The sequence below is a fragment of the Kitasatospora sp. NPDC048239 genome, from assembly GCF_043202015.1.
Taxonomy (GTDB): domain Bacteria; phylum Actinomycetota; class Actinomycetes; order Streptomycetales; family Streptomycetaceae; genus Kitasatospora.
In genome coordinates, this window is sequence record NZ_JBICZP010000007.1 from 40,183 (window position 1) to 58,101 (window position 17,919).

General features: G+C 71.2%; 11 protein-coding genes and 2 pseudogenes. 8 read left to right on the forward strand and 5 right to left on the reverse strand.

Annotated features, from left to right (window positions below; all coding sequences use genetic code 11):
* Positions 1 to 72 precede the first annotated feature (72 nt).
* Complete coding sequence (locus tag ACGFZP_RS20440) at positions 73 to 450, forward strand: nuclear transport factor 2 family protein (RefSeq protein ID WP_392934774.1); 378 nt, start codon at positions 73 to 75, stop codon at positions 448 to 450.
* 49 nt (positions 451 to 499) lie between these two features.
* Here ACGFZP_RS20440 and ACGFZP_RS20445 read toward each other — a convergent pair.
* From ACGFZP_RS20445 to ACGFZP_RS20455, 3 genes and pseudogenes are all read right to left on the reverse strand, one after another.
* A pseudogene (locus tag ACGFZP_RS20445) lies at positions 500 to 562 on the reverse strand (transposase); the annotation flags it as partial.
* Between the two features lie 536 nt (positions 563 to 1,098).
* Positions 1,099 to 1,818 carry a hypothetical protein gene (locus ACGFZP_RS20450; protein ID WP_392934775.1) on the reverse strand — a complete coding sequence of 240 codons (720 nt, stop codon included), beginning with the start codon at positions 1,816 to 1,818 and terminating at the stop codon, positions 1,099 to 1,101.
* A gap of 438 nt (positions 1,819 to 2,256) precedes the next feature.
* Positions 2,257 to 2,406: pseudogene (locus ACGFZP_RS20455) on the reverse strand (IS5/IS1182 family transposase); the annotation flags it as partial.
* 450 nt (positions 2,407 to 2,856) lie between these two features.
* Between ACGFZP_RS20455 and ACGFZP_RS20460 the strand changes: the two are divergent.
* Positions 2,857 to 3,771, forward strand: coding sequence for a LysR family transcriptional regulator (locus ACGFZP_RS20460; RefSeq protein ID WP_392934778.1), 915 nt, complete (start codon positions 2,857 to 2,859; stop codon positions 3,769 to 3,771).
* 482 nt (positions 3,772 to 4,253) lie between these two features.
* Here ACGFZP_RS20460 and ligA read toward each other — a convergent pair whose 3' ends face one another.
* Together ligA and ACGFZP_RS20470 are read right to left on the reverse strand one after the other, a co-directional pair.
* Positions 4,254 to 6,305 carry an NAD-dependent DNA ligase LigA gene (gene ligA / locus ACGFZP_RS20465; protein ID WP_392934780.1) on the reverse strand — a complete coding sequence of 684 codons (2,052 nt, stop codon included), beginning with the start codon at positions 6,303 to 6,305 and terminating at the stop codon, positions 4,254 to 4,256.
* Between the two features lie 149 nt (positions 6,306 to 6,454).
* Positions 6,455 to 7,519 (reverse strand): saccharopine dehydrogenase NADP-binding domain-containing protein, encoded by a 1,065-nt coding sequence (locus ACGFZP_RS20470; RefSeq protein WP_392934782.1) that lies wholly within the window; start codon positions 7,517 to 7,519, stop codon positions 6,455 to 6,457.
* A gap of 156 nt (positions 7,520 to 7,675) precedes the next feature.
* Here ACGFZP_RS20470 and ACGFZP_RS20475 point away from each other — a divergent pair, with 156 nt between their 5' ends.
* The 6 genes from ACGFZP_RS20475 to ACGFZP_RS20500 all read left to right on the forward strand — a co-directional run bounded on the left by ACGFZP_RS20475 (position 7,676) and on the right by ACGFZP_RS20500 (position 17,907).
* Positions 7,676 to 8,482, forward strand: a complete 807-nt coding sequence (locus ACGFZP_RS20475; protein WP_392934784.1) for a MerR family transcriptional regulator — start codon at positions 7,676 to 7,678, stop codon at positions 8,480 to 8,482.
* On the forward strand, positions 8,479 to 9,498 hold the full coding sequence (locus ACGFZP_RS20480) for a BtrH N-terminal domain-containing protein (RefSeq protein ID WP_392934787.1): 1,020 nt from the start codon (positions 8,479 to 8,481) through the stop codon (positions 9,496 to 9,498). The genes ACGFZP_RS20475 and ACGFZP_RS20480 overlap by 4 nt, the downstream gene beginning before the upstream one ends.
* Positions 9,499 to 10,778: 1,280 nt before the next feature.
* On the forward strand, positions 10,779 to 12,176 hold the full coding sequence (locus ACGFZP_RS20485) for a cytochrome P450 (RefSeq protein WP_392934790.1): 1,398 nt from the start codon (positions 10,779 to 10,781) through the stop codon (positions 12,174 to 12,176).
* 210 nt (positions 12,177 to 12,386) lie between these two features.
* A complete protein-coding gene (locus ACGFZP_RS20490; protein WP_392934792.1) occupies positions 12,387 to 13,544 on the forward strand; it encodes a terpene synthase family protein in 1,158 nt (385 codons plus the stop codon).
* Between the two features lie 402 nt (positions 13,545 to 13,946).
* The gene (locus ACGFZP_RS20495) at positions 13,947 to 15,314 is read left to right on the forward strand and encodes an NAD(P)/FAD-dependent oxidoreductase (RefSeq protein ID WP_392934795.1); all 1,368 of its coding nucleotides are present in this window, start codon (positions 13,947 to 13,949) and stop codon (positions 15,312 to 15,314) included.
* Between the two features lie 430 nt (positions 15,315 to 15,744).
* The gene (locus tag ACGFZP_RS20500; RefSeq protein ID WP_392934797.1) at positions 15,745 to 17,907 is read left to right on the forward strand and encodes a bifunctional lysylphosphatidylglycerol flippase/synthetase MprF; all 2,163 of its coding nucleotides are present in this window, start codon (positions 15,745 to 15,747) and stop codon (positions 17,905 to 17,907) included.
* The last annotated feature ends 12 nt before the right edge of the window (positions 17,908 to 17,919 follow it).

Genomic DNA, 17,919 nt, shown 5'->3' on the forward strand with positions numbered 1-17,919 from the left:
GATGGTTCACCGTGGTCGGGAGACGGCTCACGGGACGAGCGCGGTCCGCGAGGCAACTGGTATGAATGGTGCATGCAGGAAGAGACCGCGCAGTCCGCGATCGACACGTTCATCTCGGCGTTCAACGCCTCGGACGACAGCTATGTGACTGCGCTGCTCTCCCAGGCCCTAACCTCGGACGTGGTCTTCTGGGGACCGTTGGGCCGCACCGAGGGGATCGAGGCGGTCGAGCGGTTCGTGCTGGACATCCGGCGCCACCCCGCGGGGACCGGCACGATGGTGCGCTGTTCGGCGGTGGACATGCCGGACGAGTGGGCGCGGTACCAGTGGATCTTCACGACGCCGGATGGAGGCCCCCGCCTGTCGGGAACGGACGTCGTCCATCTGCGGCGGAACCTCATCGACCAGGTCATCGTCTTCGCGGGGGAGATCGAGCCGTCCGCCTCCTGAGTCCTTCTCCTGAACCGGCCCCGTTCGGGACTCCGGGTCTGCCCAGCCGAGTCTTGGTGCGCTGGAAGGTGACTCCACGGCGGGCGAGCAGGCCGCGTAACGCCTCGCGGCCGTCCTGCTGCCGGAACGGATCCCGCACTACGACCTGCTGGAGATAGAAGAGGCGCTTCAGCTCGAAGGCGCTCGTCTGCGCGAGGCCGCCGACCGCACAGAGGAACCGGAACTCCGCGAATTCCCGGCCCGCCAGCGCGCCTACCTGCTCTCCGGACGGGCCTACCACCACCGCCGCGTCCCGGGCACTGGAGCCTGATCGAGGCGGAGCGGCATCACCCGACGGCCTACCGGCGCCGCTTCGGCTTCGAGACGGCCTGACGACCGCGCGTCGCGGGCCGCGGCTATCGCGTGGGCCCGGCCTCGCGGTCGACGGCGTCGGCCAGCTGGTCGAACGTGCGGTTCAGGGCGGACCGGCGTTCCTCCTTGAAGCCCGGCGAGGGCTCCAGGCCGTCGACGGTCCGCCAGGCCGCGGTGACAGCGCCGCCCGCTCGCCGTCCGGTCCGGTCGCGGCGACGGCGGCAGGGCCTCCCGGCGGAGGCCGGGAGGCCCTGCTCTCACACCCTCACATCCTCACGCCCCGTGGGCGGCCGGAGGTCACGCCTTCCGGATGGAGTAGGCGACGCCGCTGCCGTAGCAGTTGCTGCTGGGGTAGTAGCTGCTGACCACCCACCCGGCGGGCAGCGGGGAGAAGGAGCAGACGACCTCGGAGGTCTGCGTGGTGATCTTGAACAGGGTGTAGGAGATGCCGGTGCCGGCGCAGTTGCTGCTGCTGTACGAGCTGGTGACGACCCACCCGGCCGGAATCGGGGTCATCGAGCAGGCGCCGGTGCTGGTGTCGTTGACCGTGTTGTGGAGCGAGTAGGCGACGCCGGTGCCCGCGCAGTTGCTGCTGCTGTACGAGCTGCTGATCACCCACCCCGCCGGGATCGGGGTCATGGAGCACGCGCCGACGTTGAGGTCGTTGGCCACGTTGTGGAAGCCGTAGGCGACGCCGCTGCCCGCGCAGTTGCTGGTGCTGTACGAGCTGGTCACTACCCACCCGGCCGGCTTGGGGGAGAAGGAGCAGATGGTCAGATTGGTCTGCCCGGCCGTGTCGGTGATCGAATACGAGACACCGGAGCCGGGACAGCCCCAGCTGCTGTACGAGCTCGTGATGACCCACCCGGCCGGGATCGGGGAGAAGGAGCAGATGGTCGTGCTGCCGGTGACCCGCTGCGGGGCCGCCTGCGCCTGCGCGCTCGCGGCTGTCATCATGCCCAGGAGCAGCAGCACGACCGTCACCAGGTGCGAAGTGTGGGTCCGTAAGGTCTTCATGGCAAGCCTCAGATCTCTCGACGACGCTCTACAGCGGGATTCTTGTGCAGGTGAAGTGAACATTCAGCATGCGATTCGTTCACGTCGGCTGAGATGGTGTCAGAGATCGCCCGGCGGCGCCAGAGTGCAACCGGCAGCCATCCTTCCCCCCTCGCACACCGCCGCCCCCTCCTGGCGCTCCCCGCCCGGACGCCGCCACGGCCAAGGATGCCCGCGCCGGATTGCGCCGGAGCACACCCCGGCGCCACCCCCGGGCCGGTCGGGGCAGGTATCTGATAGACCGTCATATCTCGTTCCGCTGTGCCACCATGGCGCCGTTCTTTCCAAGCCCCCAGAGGACTGGTATGGGATCGGCTCTCTCGGAGGACGTTAAGTCCGTTTCTGGTAGGCGCCTCGTCCGGGTTGGGTGAGGAAGCCCTGGCGGGTGAGGCGTCCGAGGCCCTGGTCCACCAGGGCCTTCTCCAGGCGGTTGCCGCACCGCCCGGCCGCCTGGTCGAGCAGGGCCGTGCCGGCGGCGTTGTCGTGTGCCGACGCGGCCAGGACCACGACGCCGATGATCAGCCCCAGCACGTCGACGGCCAGACCCCGCTACCGGTCGGACGTCAGAAAAGGGACTTAACGTCCTCTTAGAGCGCTAGGTCGATCGACTGCTGGTCGGCGGGGCTGGGGGAGGTTCTGGCCACGGACTGAACGTAGCGCCGCGCTGTGCTCTCTGGCGGGGCTGTGACGAACGCTGACCGGCGGTCCAGGGCCCGGGAGTTCGAGCTGTGACCGTGGGCCGTCGGCTAGGCAAGGATCGCGTCGTCGTTCGCGCTGGCCTTCCCGGCGACTCCTACGGGCTCACCCCCGGCCGGGGTGTATAGCGCTTCCGCAGCGGCTGCGGCCTCCTTCGACACGGTGGCCACCGCGGACAGGAAACGTCCCTGAATCTGATAAGAGGGGGACGGTGTCGGATGGTATTCCCGGCCTCTCATCTCGAAGGCGGAAGCCCTCATCGTTAGCAATAGGTGCATGGGCTTCACTTGTATAGTTCCCGTCATGCAACTGGATCTGAATCTGCTCACCGCTCTGGACGCGCTGCTGGAAGAAGGCAGCGTGGCCGGGGCCGCAGCCCGGCTTCACGTCACCGCACCGGCGATGAGCCGCTCGCTGGGCCGGATCCGCAAGGCCACCGGCGACCAGATCCTGGTTCGCACCGGACGCCACATGACGCCCACCCCCCGTGCCCTGGCCATGCGCACCGAGGTCCACGCTCTGGTACAGCAAGCTCACCAGTTGCTGTCCGCCCATACCGACCTCGACCTGGCGGGCCTGGAGCGGGTGTTTACCGTCCGCTTGCACGACGCCCTGACCACTGCCTGCGGGACGGCCCTCGTCGCCGCGGTGCGCCGCCAGGCCCCGGGGGTGAGGATGCGTCTCACGGTCGAGCCCGGCCACGACACCCCTGAGCTGCGTCGCGGGGAGGTCGATGTGGCCTCAAGTGCCAGCCCGCCGTCTCAGCCCGCCATCCGTCACCGCCTCATCGGCCAGGACAGGATCATCGTCGCTGTCCGGGCGGATCATCCGCTCACTGAAGGGCCGGTGACCGTCGAGCGGTACGCGGCGGCCGATCACGTGGCCGTCTCCCGGCATGGAAGCCTGCGCGACCGGGTCGACGAGGTCCTCGCCGACCTCGGCCACGAGCGCCGTGTCATCGTCTCCGCCCCCGCGACGGACACCGCGCTGCAGCTCGCCCGTGACGCCGACGTCGTGGTCACCCTCCCCGACGCGGTCACCCGCTCCGCCCGTGACCAGCTGGGCCTGACCACGCTGCCGCTGCCATTCGACCTGCCGCCCGTACCTCTCTATCTGCTCTGGCACCAGCGTTACGACGACGACCCCGCTCACACCTGGCTGCTCAACACAGCGACACAGACCCTCCAGGACCTGTTCACCACCCCCCCACACCTTTGACCAGTAGCGTTCCGTCAGCACAACCGCGATGGGCCCGGGGACCATTGCGAGGATCGCGACTGTAAAGCCGCTCGGCTTTGTCCCGTCGTCGGTGGCAGCAGCGGGAAGGCAGACCAGGTGCCGGTTCCCCTGCATGCGCGCCGGCCCGCCGTCCGCGCGAAACCCAGGCCGCGCGTGCTCACCAGAAGGCGAGTTCCCGGAAGGCGCAGGGGACGTCGGCCAGGGCCGGCGATCACGGATGTTGCAGATCTCGTGGGCCGGCACGCCAAGCGGCTGGTGGTGGGCGAGATGCATACGCCGGTGGCGATCTTCGTGATCTCGCGGCGCTCGGGCGGCGTGAACGTCCTGGCCGCCCGCCCCCGGCATCAAGACGGATACTTGGCCTGAACGACGCCGCCCTGGGGTGTGGACGGACTCGCTCTCCCGCATCCCACCCCCGCATCCCACCCCTCGGGGCCCTCACGCCCGGCCACCGGCCGGTGTCACGTGCCGAGGTAGTCGGCGACGAGGTCGGCGAACTCCTCCGGGGTGAGGATCCGGATGCCCAGCTCCTCGGCCTTGGCGCGCTTGGACCCGGCCTTCTCGCCGGCGACGAGGAGCGCGGTGCGCTTGGAGACGCTGCCGGAGGCCTTGCCGCCGGCCCGCTCGATCAGCTCGTTCATCTCGTTGCGGGACAGCGCGGCGAGCGGGCCGGTCATCGCTCCCGTGACCACCACGCCCTGCGAGGCGAGCGGCCCGGACGCGGCCTCTTCCCCCTCACCCGTGGGGGCCGGGGCGGTGGGCTCGGTGACGGCGGTACCCACTCCGGCGGTGATCAGCTTGTCCAGGACCGGGGCGAGCTCGGCCAGCTCGGCCACGACCAGCTGGGCCTTCTCGGTGCCGATGCCGTCGACCGCGGCGAGGGTCTCGGCGTCGGCGGCCCGGATCGCCGCCATGCTGCCGAAGTGTGCGGCGATCCGCCGCGACATGGTCCGGCCGGTGCCCCGCACACCGAGTGCGCAGAGCACCCGCCCCAGGGCTGCGCCGCGGGCGGTCTCGATCGCGGCGAGCAGGTTGTCCGCGCTGACCTCACCCATCCGCTCCAGGGTCAGGAGCCGGGCCTTGTCCAGGGTGAACAGGTCGGCGACATCGGCGACGAGCCCCGCGTCGACGAGCTGAACGGCCCGGGTGCGGCCGAGGCCCTCGATGTCGAGCTGGTCGCGGCCGGCCGCGTACAGGATCGACGCGACCGCCTGGCAGCCGCGCCCCCTGACACAGCGCCAGCGCTGCTCGGAGGCGTCGATGGCGTCACCGCACTGCGGGCAGACCGCGGGGAAGACGATCGGCTGCTCCGCCCCGGTGCGCTCCTCCACCAGCGGAGCCTCCACGCGCGGGATCACATCGCCGGCCCGGTACACGAAGACCTGGTCGCCGATCATCAGCCCGCGGCGTTCGATGTCGGCCGGATTGTGCAGGGTGGCGTAGGTGACGGTGACGCCGTCGATGACCACCGGCTCCAGGACGGCGCGCGGTGCGATGATCCCCGTCCGGCCCACGTTCCACTCGACGCCCAGGAGGCGGGTGACCTTGTGCCGGGCCTGGAGCTTGCGCGCCACCGCCCAGCGCGGCGCCCGCGAGCCGGAACCGGCCTGCTCCTGGTCCGCCGCGGCGTCCGCCTTCACCACCACCCCGTCGATGCCGAAGGGCAGCTCCCCGCGCAGCGCGGCGATCTCCTCGATCCGCTGCTGGACCTCGGCGACCGCGAGACAGCGCAGTGGGGCCGCGGGGGTGGTGGCCGCGGTGTGGGAGCCGAGGGCGGCGAGGCGGGTCAGGAGGTCGTGGTGGTCGAGGCCTGGCAGCCCGACGGCGTCGTAGGCGAAGAAGGTGAGCTCGACGCGGTAGGCGCGGTCCTTGGCACGCAGGGTGCCGGCGGCGCCGCTGCGCGGGTGTGCGAACGGGGTGGCGCCGTGGGCGGTGCGCAGGGTGTTGGCGTGTTCGAACTGCTCGTTGGTGAGGAGGACCTCGCCGCGCAGCTCCACGTCGAGCGGTTCGGTGAGCCGGTCGGGCAGGCCGAGGACGGCGTCGGCGGCGTGGGTGATGTCCTCGCCGGCCAGGCCGTCGCCCCTGGTCAGTACCTGGACCAGCCGCCCGGACCGGTAGCGGGCGGCGATCGCCAGGCCGTCCAGCTTCGGCTCCACGCACCAGGCCTCCACCGGTCGGCCCAGCCGCCGCTCCACCCCGGCCGCCCAGGCCTCCAGCTCCTCGCCGGAGAACACGTTGTCGAGGGAGAGCATCGGTACCGAGTGCGGGACGTCGCCCACCGCGGCCCCGCCGGCCACCTTCCCGGTCGGCGAGTCGGGCAGGACCTCCTGCGGGTGCGCGCGCTCGTAGGCCTCGACGGCCCGTACCAGGGCGTCGTACTCGTCGTCGCCCAGCGGGGTGTCCCCGTCGGCGTAGTAGGCCGCTGCCGCCCTCACGGCGGTGGCGACGGCGTCGGCGTAGGCGTCCGGGGATGCCAGAACAACGGGAGAGGCCTGGTCGGCTGCGTCCTTCATACCGACATCATCACGGGTGGCACTGACATTCGACGGGACCCCGGACCCCGGACCCCGGACCCCGGGTCGCGGACCCCGGACCCCGGACGCTGGGTCGCGGATCGCGGATCGTGGACCGCGGGCGCCCGGCAGGACCCGCCGGACCGGGCCTACCCGAGCAGCGCGTCCAGCCGGGCGGCCCGCGCCGCCATCTCGCCGACCGCCAGGGGCTCCGCGAGATCCGGGGCGAAGTCGGCGACCGCCTCCCGGCAGGCCGGGGTGAAGTGGACGGTGCCGTCCTCGTCGATCCGCTCGACCCCGTCGCCACGGCCCATGCGCTCGTTGAACGCGACCGCCTGGTCCACCGTGAGACCCGGCGGCAGGTCGAGGGCGACCGAACCGTTCGCGATCCGCACCGGGTACCCGCCGGGCAGGCCGAGCGGCGCCGGGGTCGACCAGCGCAGCGGAGCCGCACCCGGGAGCAGCGCCCCCAGCACCGGCAGGGCGGCCGCCGCCGTGACCGGGTTGTAGCGCACCCCGGGCTCCAGCGCGGGCGCCCGGTAGGCGAGTGCGTCCTCCCGCCGCCCGTCCTCGTCCAGGTAGACACGGCAGCGGTCCTCGGGGTCGGCCGGCTCACGGGCCTGCATCACGTCGAAGACCTGGGCGTGCTGTCCGAGGATGCGGACCAGGGGCGGCTCGGCACCCGGCTCCGCCGTTCGCAGTGCGGCGCGTACACGCCGCAGGACCATCCCCGCGTTCCCCAGCCCGAGCGTCGGCGCCAGGCCCTGGGAGCGGAGGATCGGCCCGGTCACGTCCGGGAACGACAGGTTCGCGACGGGCCCGGAGTAGCCGGCCAGCTGCGCGGCCCGCATGACGGCCAGCACCACGGGCAGCTGGTAGGGCAGTCGGAGGGCGAGCCCGGCGGCGATGATGCCCCGCGCCACCTCGTCCTCGCGTCCGGCCAGCGCCCACGGGCTCCGCAGGGCGGCGCACTGCACGACCAGATCGGGAGCCGTGCGGACGAGCAGCTCCGCGACGTCGTCAACCCGTTCGGCGTCGAGCCGGACCGCCTCGACCAGACAGTCCGAGGAGCTGGCGATGCCCGCGGCCGCGGCGGCCACCGTCGCCTGGGACCGGCCGGCGAGGACGAGTCGCCGGACCCCGGCCTCGGCGGCCAGCCCGGCCGCGAGCCGCTCACCCATGTCACCCACGCCGATGATCAACACTGTGCTCATCGGGTGATCGTAAGCCAAGGACGCCCCGGGCGGTCGGAGTTGGGGAATTCGCCCGGACCGGTCGCCGTTCCCCGGCGGCGCCTGGACACGGCCGAGCCGGTGGTCCGACCGGGTGGCAGTGGACCCTCCCACGGTGGGAGGGTCCACGATGGCGGCGTGCCCAACGAACTCCTCACCATCGGACGCTTCGCCCGCCTCTGCCGGCTGAGCGTCAAACAGCTGCGCCACTACGACGAGTTGCGCCTGCTGGCCCCGGTCCGGGTGGACCGCGGCACGGGCTACCGGTACTACGCCCCGGAACAGGCGCGCGATGCCCTGACGATCTCCCTGCTGCGCGACATGGACCTCCCCCTGGCGGTGATCGCCGAAGCCCTGGCCGCCGAGGGCGCCTCCAGGGCGCGCATCCTGCGAGCCGAGCGGGACCGGCTGGCCGAGCGGATCAGCCGGGACGAACAGCGGCTGGAGATCCTGGAACGGCTGGTGGAGGGCGGTCTGCCCGGCTACGAGGTCAGTACGGGCCGGGAGCCGGAGCGGCGGCTCGCCGTGGTGCGCGCGGTCTGCACCCGGGAGCAGCTCGGGGAGACGGCCGGCGCCTGCGTTGGCCGCCTGCTGGCCGCGCTCGCCGAGGCCGGGACCGCCTGGGAGCCGCCGCTGTGGGGGCTGTACCCGCTCGACCTGCAGGACCGCCTGCGGATCGCCATCGGGGCGCAGGCCCCGCACGGTCCGGACGCGCCAGGCCTGGAGTACGAGGTACTGCGCGGCGGACTCGTCGCCGAGACCGTGCACACCGGCCCGTACACCCAACTGCCCCTGGCCTACAACGCCTTGTTCGCCACGATCCACGAGCGCGGGCTGCGCCCGCAGGCACCCGTCCGGGAGGCCTACCTCGTCGGGCCGGGCGAGGCGCCGCAGGAGGACCTGATGACCCGGCTGACCATCCCCGTCGAGCGGAGCGCGGCATGAGCACGGTGACGGGCGTCGAATCCCGCGGAACACGGCACTGCGAGACGACGGCACTGGGCGTGCTGCTGCGCCACGAAGGCCTCGACCTCTCCGAGCCCGTGCTGTTCGGACTCGCCTCCGGCCTGTCCTTCGTCTACTGGGACGGCAAGGGCATGGGCTTCCCCTTCCTCGGGGGCCGGGTCAAACCGTTCGAGCTCACCCGGAACCTGGCCGCCCGGCTGGGGCTGGAGCTGCTGGTCCAGGAGACCGCGTCCCCGCGCAAGGCGTGGCAGAACGTGGCGGCCGCGATCGATGCCGGCCGACCGGTGGGCCTGCAGCTCGACAGCCACCACCTGGAGTACTTCACGTCCAAGGTGCACTTCGGCGGCCACGTGGTGGCCGTGTACGGCTACGACGACCAGGACGCCTACCTGGTGGACACCGGTCCGCAGGGCGGAGCGGTGTCCACCAGCCTCGCCAGCCTGGCCCTGGCCAGGGCTGAACGCGGCCCGATGACGGCGAGGAACCGGTCCTTCACCCTCACGGTGCCCGGCGGCGCGCCCGCCCCGCAGGACCGGATCGTCCCGGCGATCAGATCCTGCGCCGAGTCCTTCCTCAACCCGCCCATCGCGAACCTGGGTTACCGGGGCATCGAGAGGGCCGCCGCGCTGGTTCCGAGGTGGCTGCAACGCACCGACGACCCGCAGGTGGACCTGGCACAGGCCGCGGTCCTCATGGAACGGGCCGGGACGGGCGGCGCCCTGTTCCGCAACCTCTACCGGGACTTCCTCGGCGAGTGCGCCGCGTCGATCGACAGCGGCGACCTGCGCACCGGCCACAGGCTGTACACCGAGGCCGCCGCGTTGTGGACGGAGGTGGCCGCGCTGATCGCAGCGGCGGGAGAGTCCGCTGATGCGGCGCACCTCACGCAGGCGGGCGCCATCCTCCATGACCTCGCGCGCCTGGAGCGGGACGCCATGCGGGCGTTGAGCCGGCTGGAGGCGCCCGGGCCGGCGCCGGCGGGCTCCACGGCGTAGCCGTCGCGCCCGTACTCCACCGACGACTGCGCCACGAGCTCCGCCCGGCGAGCGAGCGTCACGCGGGAGAACTGACCCACAGGGCAATGACGACGGCGAGGACGACGTGGACGACGGACACGGCGGGAACCCGGGTTCGTGCGCAGGGGGAGGGCGGGCGGCCAAGCGGTGGGCCGCTCCGCCGTGCCTGCCCGGACCCTCCACAGACCCGCCGCCCGCACCGGAGGGAACAGCAGCACGGGAGTCTTCCGCCCCGGGAGGCGGCCCTCCTCACCGTTCCCCGCTCGGGGCCACTCCGACCCCGTCCGCCGCACCCGCCCCCGTGGCCACGGCACCCTCACGCGGACCAGCCCCGGTCGACCCTCTTGCGTGATCACATCGAGTCACGAAGTCCCGCGCGGACCGGCGGAGCACGCCGGGCAATTCCCCACAATCCTCCAGGAATAATCAGGCAAAAAGCAGCATACGATGCCGGGTGAATAAAAGCGGAATTGATAACTCCAAGCAATCTGTCAGAATAATTATATTAATCCGTGCGCGGCGCCGCTCGGGCTGCTAGCTTCTTTTTGGTGTCGACACGGCGTCGGCGCAATACATTCACAGACTTGGGGTTCACCATGAAGTCGGTCCGGCGGTCGACGTCCGCCTGTGCGGTGGCACCGACCTGACCCTGCTCGCGCTGGCCGCGCCACGCTGACGGACATCGTCTGGCCTCTTGCGGCCCCGCACGGGAAAGCTCCCGCGCATCCGGGATCAGGCCGCCGGCAAGGCGGCCCGAGCGAAACAGTGCGTCAAGCCCCGGAGCATCGTGCAGTTGGAATGGGAACCGCAGGCGCAGGCGGAGGCGGCCTCGCTAATGCCGGAATGCGCGTATTTGCCGGGACACCTGCTCTCGTCTCTGCCGCGCTGACAGCCGTCCTCGGCTATGTGCGAACCGACCAGCGGGTCGCGGCAACAGGCGCTCACGTCAGGCATGGGCTGACGTCGAGCGTGCAGCACGGGCGGAACTCGTAATGTTCTCGACCACGAGCGCCGAAGAGACACTGGCCGCCCTGGCGCGGATCCATGAGGCGTCCAATGCAGCTCAGACGGCATACAGCCCGGCCGCCCTACCAGCTCCGAGGCGGCGGCGCTGAGCTTTACTCCGCGCCCCGCAGGGCCCTGCTGCCCGGGCTGTGGAGGGAAATCCCGTTCGAATCCCACTGCGGCTCGCGTTGGCAATCTCTCCAACGCCCGTCCTCGGGACGCACTCCCCGTCGAACACGAAGGAGAAACGCGCTGTGACCGAAGGAACGAAATTCGCCAAGGCTCCTGGTGCCTGGCCCCTTGTTGGTCATGTTCCCCGCATCGCGCGGGGCCTGCCGGAATTCCTGGAATCCTTGCCCGCGCACGGCGATCTGGTGGAGGTGAGGGTCGGATGGTGGCGTGCGTACGTAGTCTGCTCCGCGGAGCTCGCGGTACAGATCCTGCGGGACGACCGGACCTTCGACAAGGGCGGCCCGATCTACGACCAGGCCCGGGACTTCGCGGGCAACGGGATGGCGACCTGCCCCTATCGCGACCATCGCCGCCAGCGTCGGCTTCTCCAGCCCGCGTTCGGCCGTGACCGGATCCCTGGATACGCGGAGGTTATGAGCGAGCGGATCGACGGGGTGACCGGTGCCTGGCACGACGGTCAAGTCATCGACGTGCTCAAGGAGATGTGCAGCATCACCATCAGCGTTGCCACGGACACCCTGTTCACCACGGGCGTGGACGAGTCGGCGGCCGCCAAGTTGCGGGAGTCCGTCAACACGGTCTTCGCCAGCGGATTCCGGCAGATGATCATGCCACGGATGCTGCGTAGGCTGCCGACCCCGGAGAACCGCAGGTACGCGCGGGCGAACACCCATCTGAGGGTCGCATCCGATCAGATCATCAAGGAGTACCGCCGTCGCGGCATCGACCACGGTGACATCCTGTCGAAACTCCTGGCCGCCCGAGACGAGGACGGCGAGGGAAGGCTGAGCGACTCCGAGGTCTACGACCAGGTGGTCACGCTTCTGCTGGCATCGATCGAAACCACCGCCAGCACACTGTCGTGGGCCGGCTACCTGCTCGCCCGTCACCCCGAGATTCAGGACGCCGTGTACGCCGAAGCCCACGCCGTGCTCAACGGAAGGGCGGCCCGATTCGACGATCTGCCCCACCTCCAACTGGCCGGTCGCGTCGTCCACGAGACACTGCGGCTGTATCCGCCCGGATGGCTGTTCACCCGGACCGTCCGGCATGACACCGAACTGGCCGGCGTGTCCCTCCCCGCCGGTGCCACCGTCTTCTACAGCCCCTATCTCCTGCACCATCGCGCGGACCTCTTCGACGAGCCCGAGAGGTTCGCTCCGGACCGCTGGCAGGACCCCGCGCTCTCGGAACGGCCCGACAGCGGCTTCATGCCCTTCGCCACGGGCGCCCGCCAGTGCATCGGCAACGAGTTCGCGCTGGTCGAGGCCACCCTCGCCCTGGCCACCCTCGCCGATCGCTGGCGTCTCGGGAAGCCTGCAGCCCGCGTCAGCCCGGTGCTGAGGCTCACCCTCAACCCGCCTCCGCTCACTCTGCGTGTGCATCGGCGTCGAGCGGCCACGGCGAGCGATACGGCGGGTTCCCCTGGAGCCGCTGTCACACAGGCGACTGGCTCGTGATTCCGCGCCTGAGCCGCCGGCCCCTGGACGGTTCAGCGGAGCGCCAGCGAGCGCGCACACCTTGAGCGCGCACACCTTCCGAGAGAAGCGGCGACCCGTGCACAGGACGACCGCCGCATTTCCTCATGCATTGCCCGGGCGGCCCAGGAATCGGTTCACCCGGCCGCACTTGCGGAGAAGACGAAACCCACCAACAGAGAGATCAGGGACATGCGAGAACTTGCACATGCCGGTGGCCTCCTCGGATACGTCGCCAGTGCGGAGAGGGATCCGTTCTCGGTCCCCTCCAGGCTCTCTGATGCCGCCTCCGCCGTCGGGGCGGATGCGGAGACGAAACTCATCGTGCCCGGGCACCCGGAGCTCGCCATCGACATGCCCATACCCTACGGGGGGATGAACCGGCATATCTGGGCAGCTCACGACCGCATGTTCGACTGGCTCTCCGGCTACGGACTGCTCCCCGGAAACAACCTCAGCGTATTGAAGGGATCTCGCTGCGACCTGCTGACCGGCTGCTACTACCCGAACGCCGACCTTCCCACCCTGGAACTGCTCGATCAGTTCATGGGATGGGGGTTCATCATCGACGACCAGGTGGATGACTGCACGGTCGGGCTCGACCCCGACCGAACCGCAGCGGTCATCGCCGAGTTCGTCAGCATCCTCAACGACAGTCCGCCCTCCACCATGACGCCGGCGGGTAGGGCACTGGCCGACTGGTGGCGCCGCGTCACCGGCTTCTGTACGGACAGCTGGCGCTCCCAGTTCGTGAACTCCGCGGGACTGTGGCTGTGGACCTACGCGCGAGAGGCGCGGTATTGGGCGGACGGCCACGTTCCATCACTGGAGGAATATCTGTCGTACCGCCGCGACTCCATCGCGAGCTGGACCTACAGCGACCTCTGCGAGCTCGCCAACCGCGATGAGCTGTCAGAGCAGGTCCGCCGACTCCCCTCCTATCAGGAGATGCGGATTCCGATGGCCATGCACGTCGCTCTCACCAACGACATCCTCTCCTACGAGAAGCAGCGCGAACTCGGTCGCCAGGACGACGCCATCACGATCCTGGTCAAGGAGAAGGGGTGCTCGGAGGAAGAGGGACTGGCGATGGTGGTGGCCATGGTGAACCGGTACCTTCGGGCATTCCTCGACTCCGAGCAGCGCTTCTACCTCCAGCTGAAGGATGCGGGAATCGACCCGGCGATGCAGGAATCGGCCCGCAGGGCGGTCCAGTCACTGCGCACGCACATCCGCGCATCGGCGGACTGGGAGATCGACGCCATTGAGCGCTTCGGCGGCGACACCTACTACGTGCGGGGCAGCGACTCGTCGGTGGAGGACGTCCTCGTCCTCCCTGCGACGAGCTGAGGCCGCCTCCAAAAGGGGGCGACGGGCCTGGATCCGTCGCCCCCTTGTCGCGGGTGCTTCAGCAGGCGGTTGGACGACCCCGGGAAGCGCGGCCCGCTGCTGCAATAGCGGCTGGTTGGTCGCAGATCTGGATCGGAGACGGACCGCTGGAGAAGGCAGCCGATGAGGCGGAGAGGGCCCGGCAAAAGAAGGGGGGCGGCACGCTCCCTTGCCGGGTCCGGGCCGTCAGCGGGTCGGCCGCCGGGTGCCGCCTGGGGCGGCGGCTGGGGTGACGGATGCGATCGAACGCCCGTACGTACCTCGTTTGGGTGTACTTTTCGCCAATCCCCTGCGACAAGGGAGGAGTTGGCGCAAGGCTGGTCCGGGATCGGAACGGGATCGGAATCTGCCGGCGGAGGCCGTATGGGCGAGAAGTACGCATCGGGGAAGGCCGTCGTGATCGGCGGCAGTTACGCGGGGCTGGTGACGGCGCGGGTTCTGGCCGAGTTCTTCGGCGAGGTGGTGGTGATCGAGCGGGATGCCGTGGACGACCGGACCGGGGTCCATCCGGGCGCTCCGCAGGGGTACCACGCGCACGCGATGCTCGCCCGGGGCGGCGAGGTGCTGGAGGGGCTGTTCCCCGGGCTGCGCGATGAACTCGCCGCCCTCGGGGCGCCGGTGTTCGACTACGGGGAGGGCATCGACTTCCTGCTGCCGACCGGCTTCGCGCCGCGGCAGCGGACCGGGGTCATGATCCAGACCTTCACCCGGGACGAGCTGGAGCGGCGGATCAGGGCCAGGGTGCTCGCGCTCCCCGAGGTCACGCTGCTCTCCTCGACCCGGTGCCAGGGGCTGCTCCACGGGCCGTCCGGCCGGGTGACCGGGGTCCGGATCGCCAGCGAGGGAGGGGACCCGCAGGACGTCACCGCCGATCTGGTGATCGACGCGTCCGGCCGTACCAGCAAGTTGACGGAGTGGCTGAGCGAAAGCGGTGTGACGGTACCGCCGAAGCGGGTGGTCCGGGCGAAGGTCACCTACACCTCGATGAACTTCGACCGGTCCGCGGAGGACCAGGCCGACTACCAGATCGCCTACCAGATGCTCTCCGCGCCCACCGTGCGGGAGGCGGGCGTGCTCCTGGCGGTCGAACGCGACCGCTGGACGTGCTCGCTGTTCGCCTTCGAGGACGAACCGCCGAAGGACGACGACGGGTACCTCGCCTTCGCCAAGGGCCTGCGCAACCCGCGGCTGGCCGAACAGATCGAGCGGCGCACCGTCCAGGAACCCACCCACCGCTACACCAACCTCGACAACCAGTGGCGCCGGTTCCACGCCGTCCGCGACTGGCCGGAGCGGCTGCTCGCCCTCGGCGACGCCGTCTGCGTCTTCAACCCCGTCTACGGGCAGGGCCTGACGGTCGCCGCGATGGAGGCGGACCTGCTGCGCCGGATGCTCGCGAGGCGGCGCACGGAGCAGGGGCTGGACGGCCTCTCCCGGGCCTTCCAGAAGCAGGTGGGGCGGTTGCTGCTCCCACCATGGGTGCTTTCCACCAACTCCGACCTGATGTGGAACCCCGACCGGCAGCCACTCGGCGCGCGGATCGCGCACTGGTACAACGCCCGCCTGTTCCGCGTGGCGGTGCGGGACGCGGGCGTCTGGGCGCGGTTCGTCCGGGTCGTCAACATGACCGCCTCGCCCGCCCTGCTGTTCCACCCCTCCGTCGCCCTGAAGGTCCTCACGGCGGCGGGCGGGCCGACCGGCCGAACCGCCCGCCCGAGCGGACCACGGTGACCGGGCCGACCGCGAGGACCGAGCCGGCCACGGCGACCGAAGGGCCGGGCGGCCGGCTGCAGTGACCCGTCCGCTGCCGCCATACAGGACGGCGGCCCGACCTGACCCGACCCGACCCGGTTCCCGCCCGGGCCGGGTCGGTCGGCGACCGCGACTCCCCACCGGTGAGCGCCGCCGCCCACCACCGAACCCACCACCGCACCCACCACCCACCACCCACGGCCCCCGCCCCCCGACCCGCGCGGCGGCCGCTCGCCGCGCACGGACCGTGGCCGTACGTGCCCGCCTCCGTGCGAACTCGCCGTGGCCGTCGGCGTGGTGGCCACCCGCCCCCCGAACGGCCGCGGCCGCCGAATCCGGATACGCTGAGCAAGGAGGCTCCGGGCCCGAGGTGGGGGTGAAGTTCGGCCACACCGTGCGGAGGTGCGAGGTGCCGGGAGAATCAGAGCCCCGCTGGCGGCGCGGCGCCCGGTCCGCTGCGGGCGCGGTGGCCGGGGCGGTTCGGCGGTTCCCCTTCACCTTCGCCACGACCGCGGTGATCCTGCTCGTGGGACTCGGCGTCGGCGGGTTGTGGGACGCGCTGTCCGACCGCTCCTGGTACCCGAACGTCGCCTACGGGCTGCCCTCGTTCGAGAAGGGCCGCTGGTGGACGGTGGTCACCGGCCCGCTGTTCTGCGCCACGCCCGTCGACTACCTCCCGGTGATCGTCGGGGTCGTCCTGCTCTGCGGTCTGGCAGAGGCCCGGATGGGCACCCGCTGGACCGCCGCGGTGACGGCCGCCGGCCAGATCGGCGCCGTACTGCTGGCGGCCCTGGTGCTGTTCGTCCTGCGGCACACCGCGTGGTCCTGGGCGCAGGACCTGGCCGGCGACATCGACGTGGGGATCTCGGCGGGCGTGCTCTGCGCGGGCGCGGTGGCCTCGGCGACCCTGCCCTCACCGTGGCGCCAGCGGCTGCGCCTGGGCCTGGCCGCCTACACCGGCGTCTCGCTGCTCTTCGTCGGCGGGCTCGACGACCTCGAACACGCCCTGGCGGTGGCCGGCGGCCTGGCGGTGACCCACTGGCTGCGGGTGCCCCATGCCGTCCGGACCTCCGGCCGGCTGAGCCGCCGCGAGTGGCGGCTGCTCGCGGTGGCCGGGCTGATCCTGCTCGCCGCGATCCTGGTGGTGGTCTGGCTGGTGCCGGGCCGCACCCTGGTCGGCGACACCAAGGGCCTGGGCGGCCCGGGCTGGCAGATCCTGGCCTTCCTGGTGGTCGTCGGGCTGCTCGTCAACGGCCTGCGCCGCGGCGGCCGGACCGCCTGGCGCTGGACGGTGCTGCTCTGCGCGCTCAACGCGCTGCTGGGCCTGTTCGTCGCGGTGGTGTACGTGATCGGCAAGGCCTTCGACCAGGAGGTGACGGTGACCGGCGCCGCGGTCTTCGTCCCCACCTCCGTCGTCTGGACCGCCGAACTCCTCGTGCTGCTCGCCGGCCGGGACGCGTTCCAGGCACGGCGGCCGCGCAGCCGGGCGGCGAAGCGGGCCGCCGCACGCGGCGACCGCCCGCCGGCCCAGTCGGCGGACGGGAGCCCCCGGGAGCGGGCCGCGGACCTGCTGGTGCGGCGCGGCGGCGGAAACCTCTCCTGGATGACCACCTGGCCGGACAACGCCTACTTCTTCCCCGAGGACGACAGCGCGAGCTACCTCGCCTACCGCGCGCACGCCGGCGTGGCGGTCGGGCTGGGCGATCCGGTGGGCGCGGCGGAGCACCGGGCCCGCACGATCAAGCGCTTCGCGGAGATGTGTGACCGCTCGGGGCTGGTTCCGTGCCTGTTCTCGGCCACCGCCGAGGCCGCCGAGGCGACCGACGGGCTGGGCTGGCGGTCGGTGCAGGTAGCCGAGGACACCGTGATCGACCTGCCGGACCTGGAGTTCCGCGGCAAGGCCTGGCAGGACGTGCGCACCGCGCTGAACCGGGCGAAGAAGGACGGCGTGGAGTACCACCTGGGCGCGCTCGCCGAACAGCCCCGGCACGTCCTCTCCCAGGTCCGCGGCATCTCCGAGGAGTGGGTCGGCGACATGGGCCTGCCGGAGATGGGGTTCACGCTCGGCGGCGTGGAGGAGGCCCTGGACCCCCGGATGCGGGTCGGTCTGGCGATGGACGGCGACCGGCGCATCCACGGCGTGACGTCGTGGATGCCCGTGTACGGCACGGAGGGGGTGCCCCGCGGCTGGACGCTGGACATGATGCGCAGGCGCCGCGACGGCTTCCGGCCGGTGGTCGAGTTCATGATCGCCTCCAGTTGCCTGGCCCTGCGGGAGGGCGGCGCGGGCTACCTCTCGCTCTCCGGCGCGCCGCTGGCCCGCACCGGCCCAGCCGAGTCGGCCACCGTGCTGGACCGGATCCTCGACCAGTTGGGCGGCGCCATGGAGCCGTACTACGGATTCCGCTCGCTGCACTCCTTCAAGGCGAAGTTCCAGCCGCGCTACGAGCCGATGTTCCTGCTCTACCGCGACGAGGCCGACCTGCCGCGGATCGGCCTCTCGCTGCTCCGCTGCTACATGCCCTCCGCCACGGTGCGCGACCTGCTCCGGGTCCCCGCGCACCGGGAATGACGGGACGGAGCG

Bases quoted from the DNA above. Each gene is read 5' to 3' on its own strand.
- ACGFZP_RS20440 (WP_392934774.1), top strand. From the start codon at position 73: ATGCAGGAAGAGACCGCGCAGTCCGCGATCGACACGTTCATCTCGGCG.
- ACGFZP_RS20450 (WP_392934775.1), bottom strand. From the start codon at position 1,818: ATGAAGACCTTACGGACCCACACTTCGCACCTGGTGACGGTCGTGCTG.
- ACGFZP_RS20460 (WP_392934778.1), top strand. From the start codon at position 2,857: ATGCAACTGGATCTGAATCTGCTCACCGCTCTGGACGCGCTGCTGGAA.
- ligA (WP_392934780.1), bottom strand. From the start codon at position 6,305: ATGAAGGACGCAGCCGACCAGGCCTCTCCCGTTGTTCTGGCATCCCCG.
- ACGFZP_RS20470 (WP_392934782.1), bottom strand. From the start codon at position 7,519: ATGAGCACAGTGTTGATCATCGGCGTGGGTGACATGGGTGAGCGGCTC.
- ACGFZP_RS20480 (WP_392934787.1), top strand. From the start codon at position 8,479: ATGAGCACGGTGACGGGCGTCGAATCCCGCGGAACACGGCACTGCGAG.
- ACGFZP_RS20490 (WP_392934792.1), top strand. From the start codon at position 12,387: ATGCGAGAACTTGCACATGCCGGTGGCCTCCTCGGATACGTCGCCAGT.
- ACGFZP_RS20495 (WP_392934795.1), top strand. From the start codon at position 13,947: ATGGGCGAGAAGTACGCATCGGGGAAGGCCGTCGTGATCGGCGGCAGT.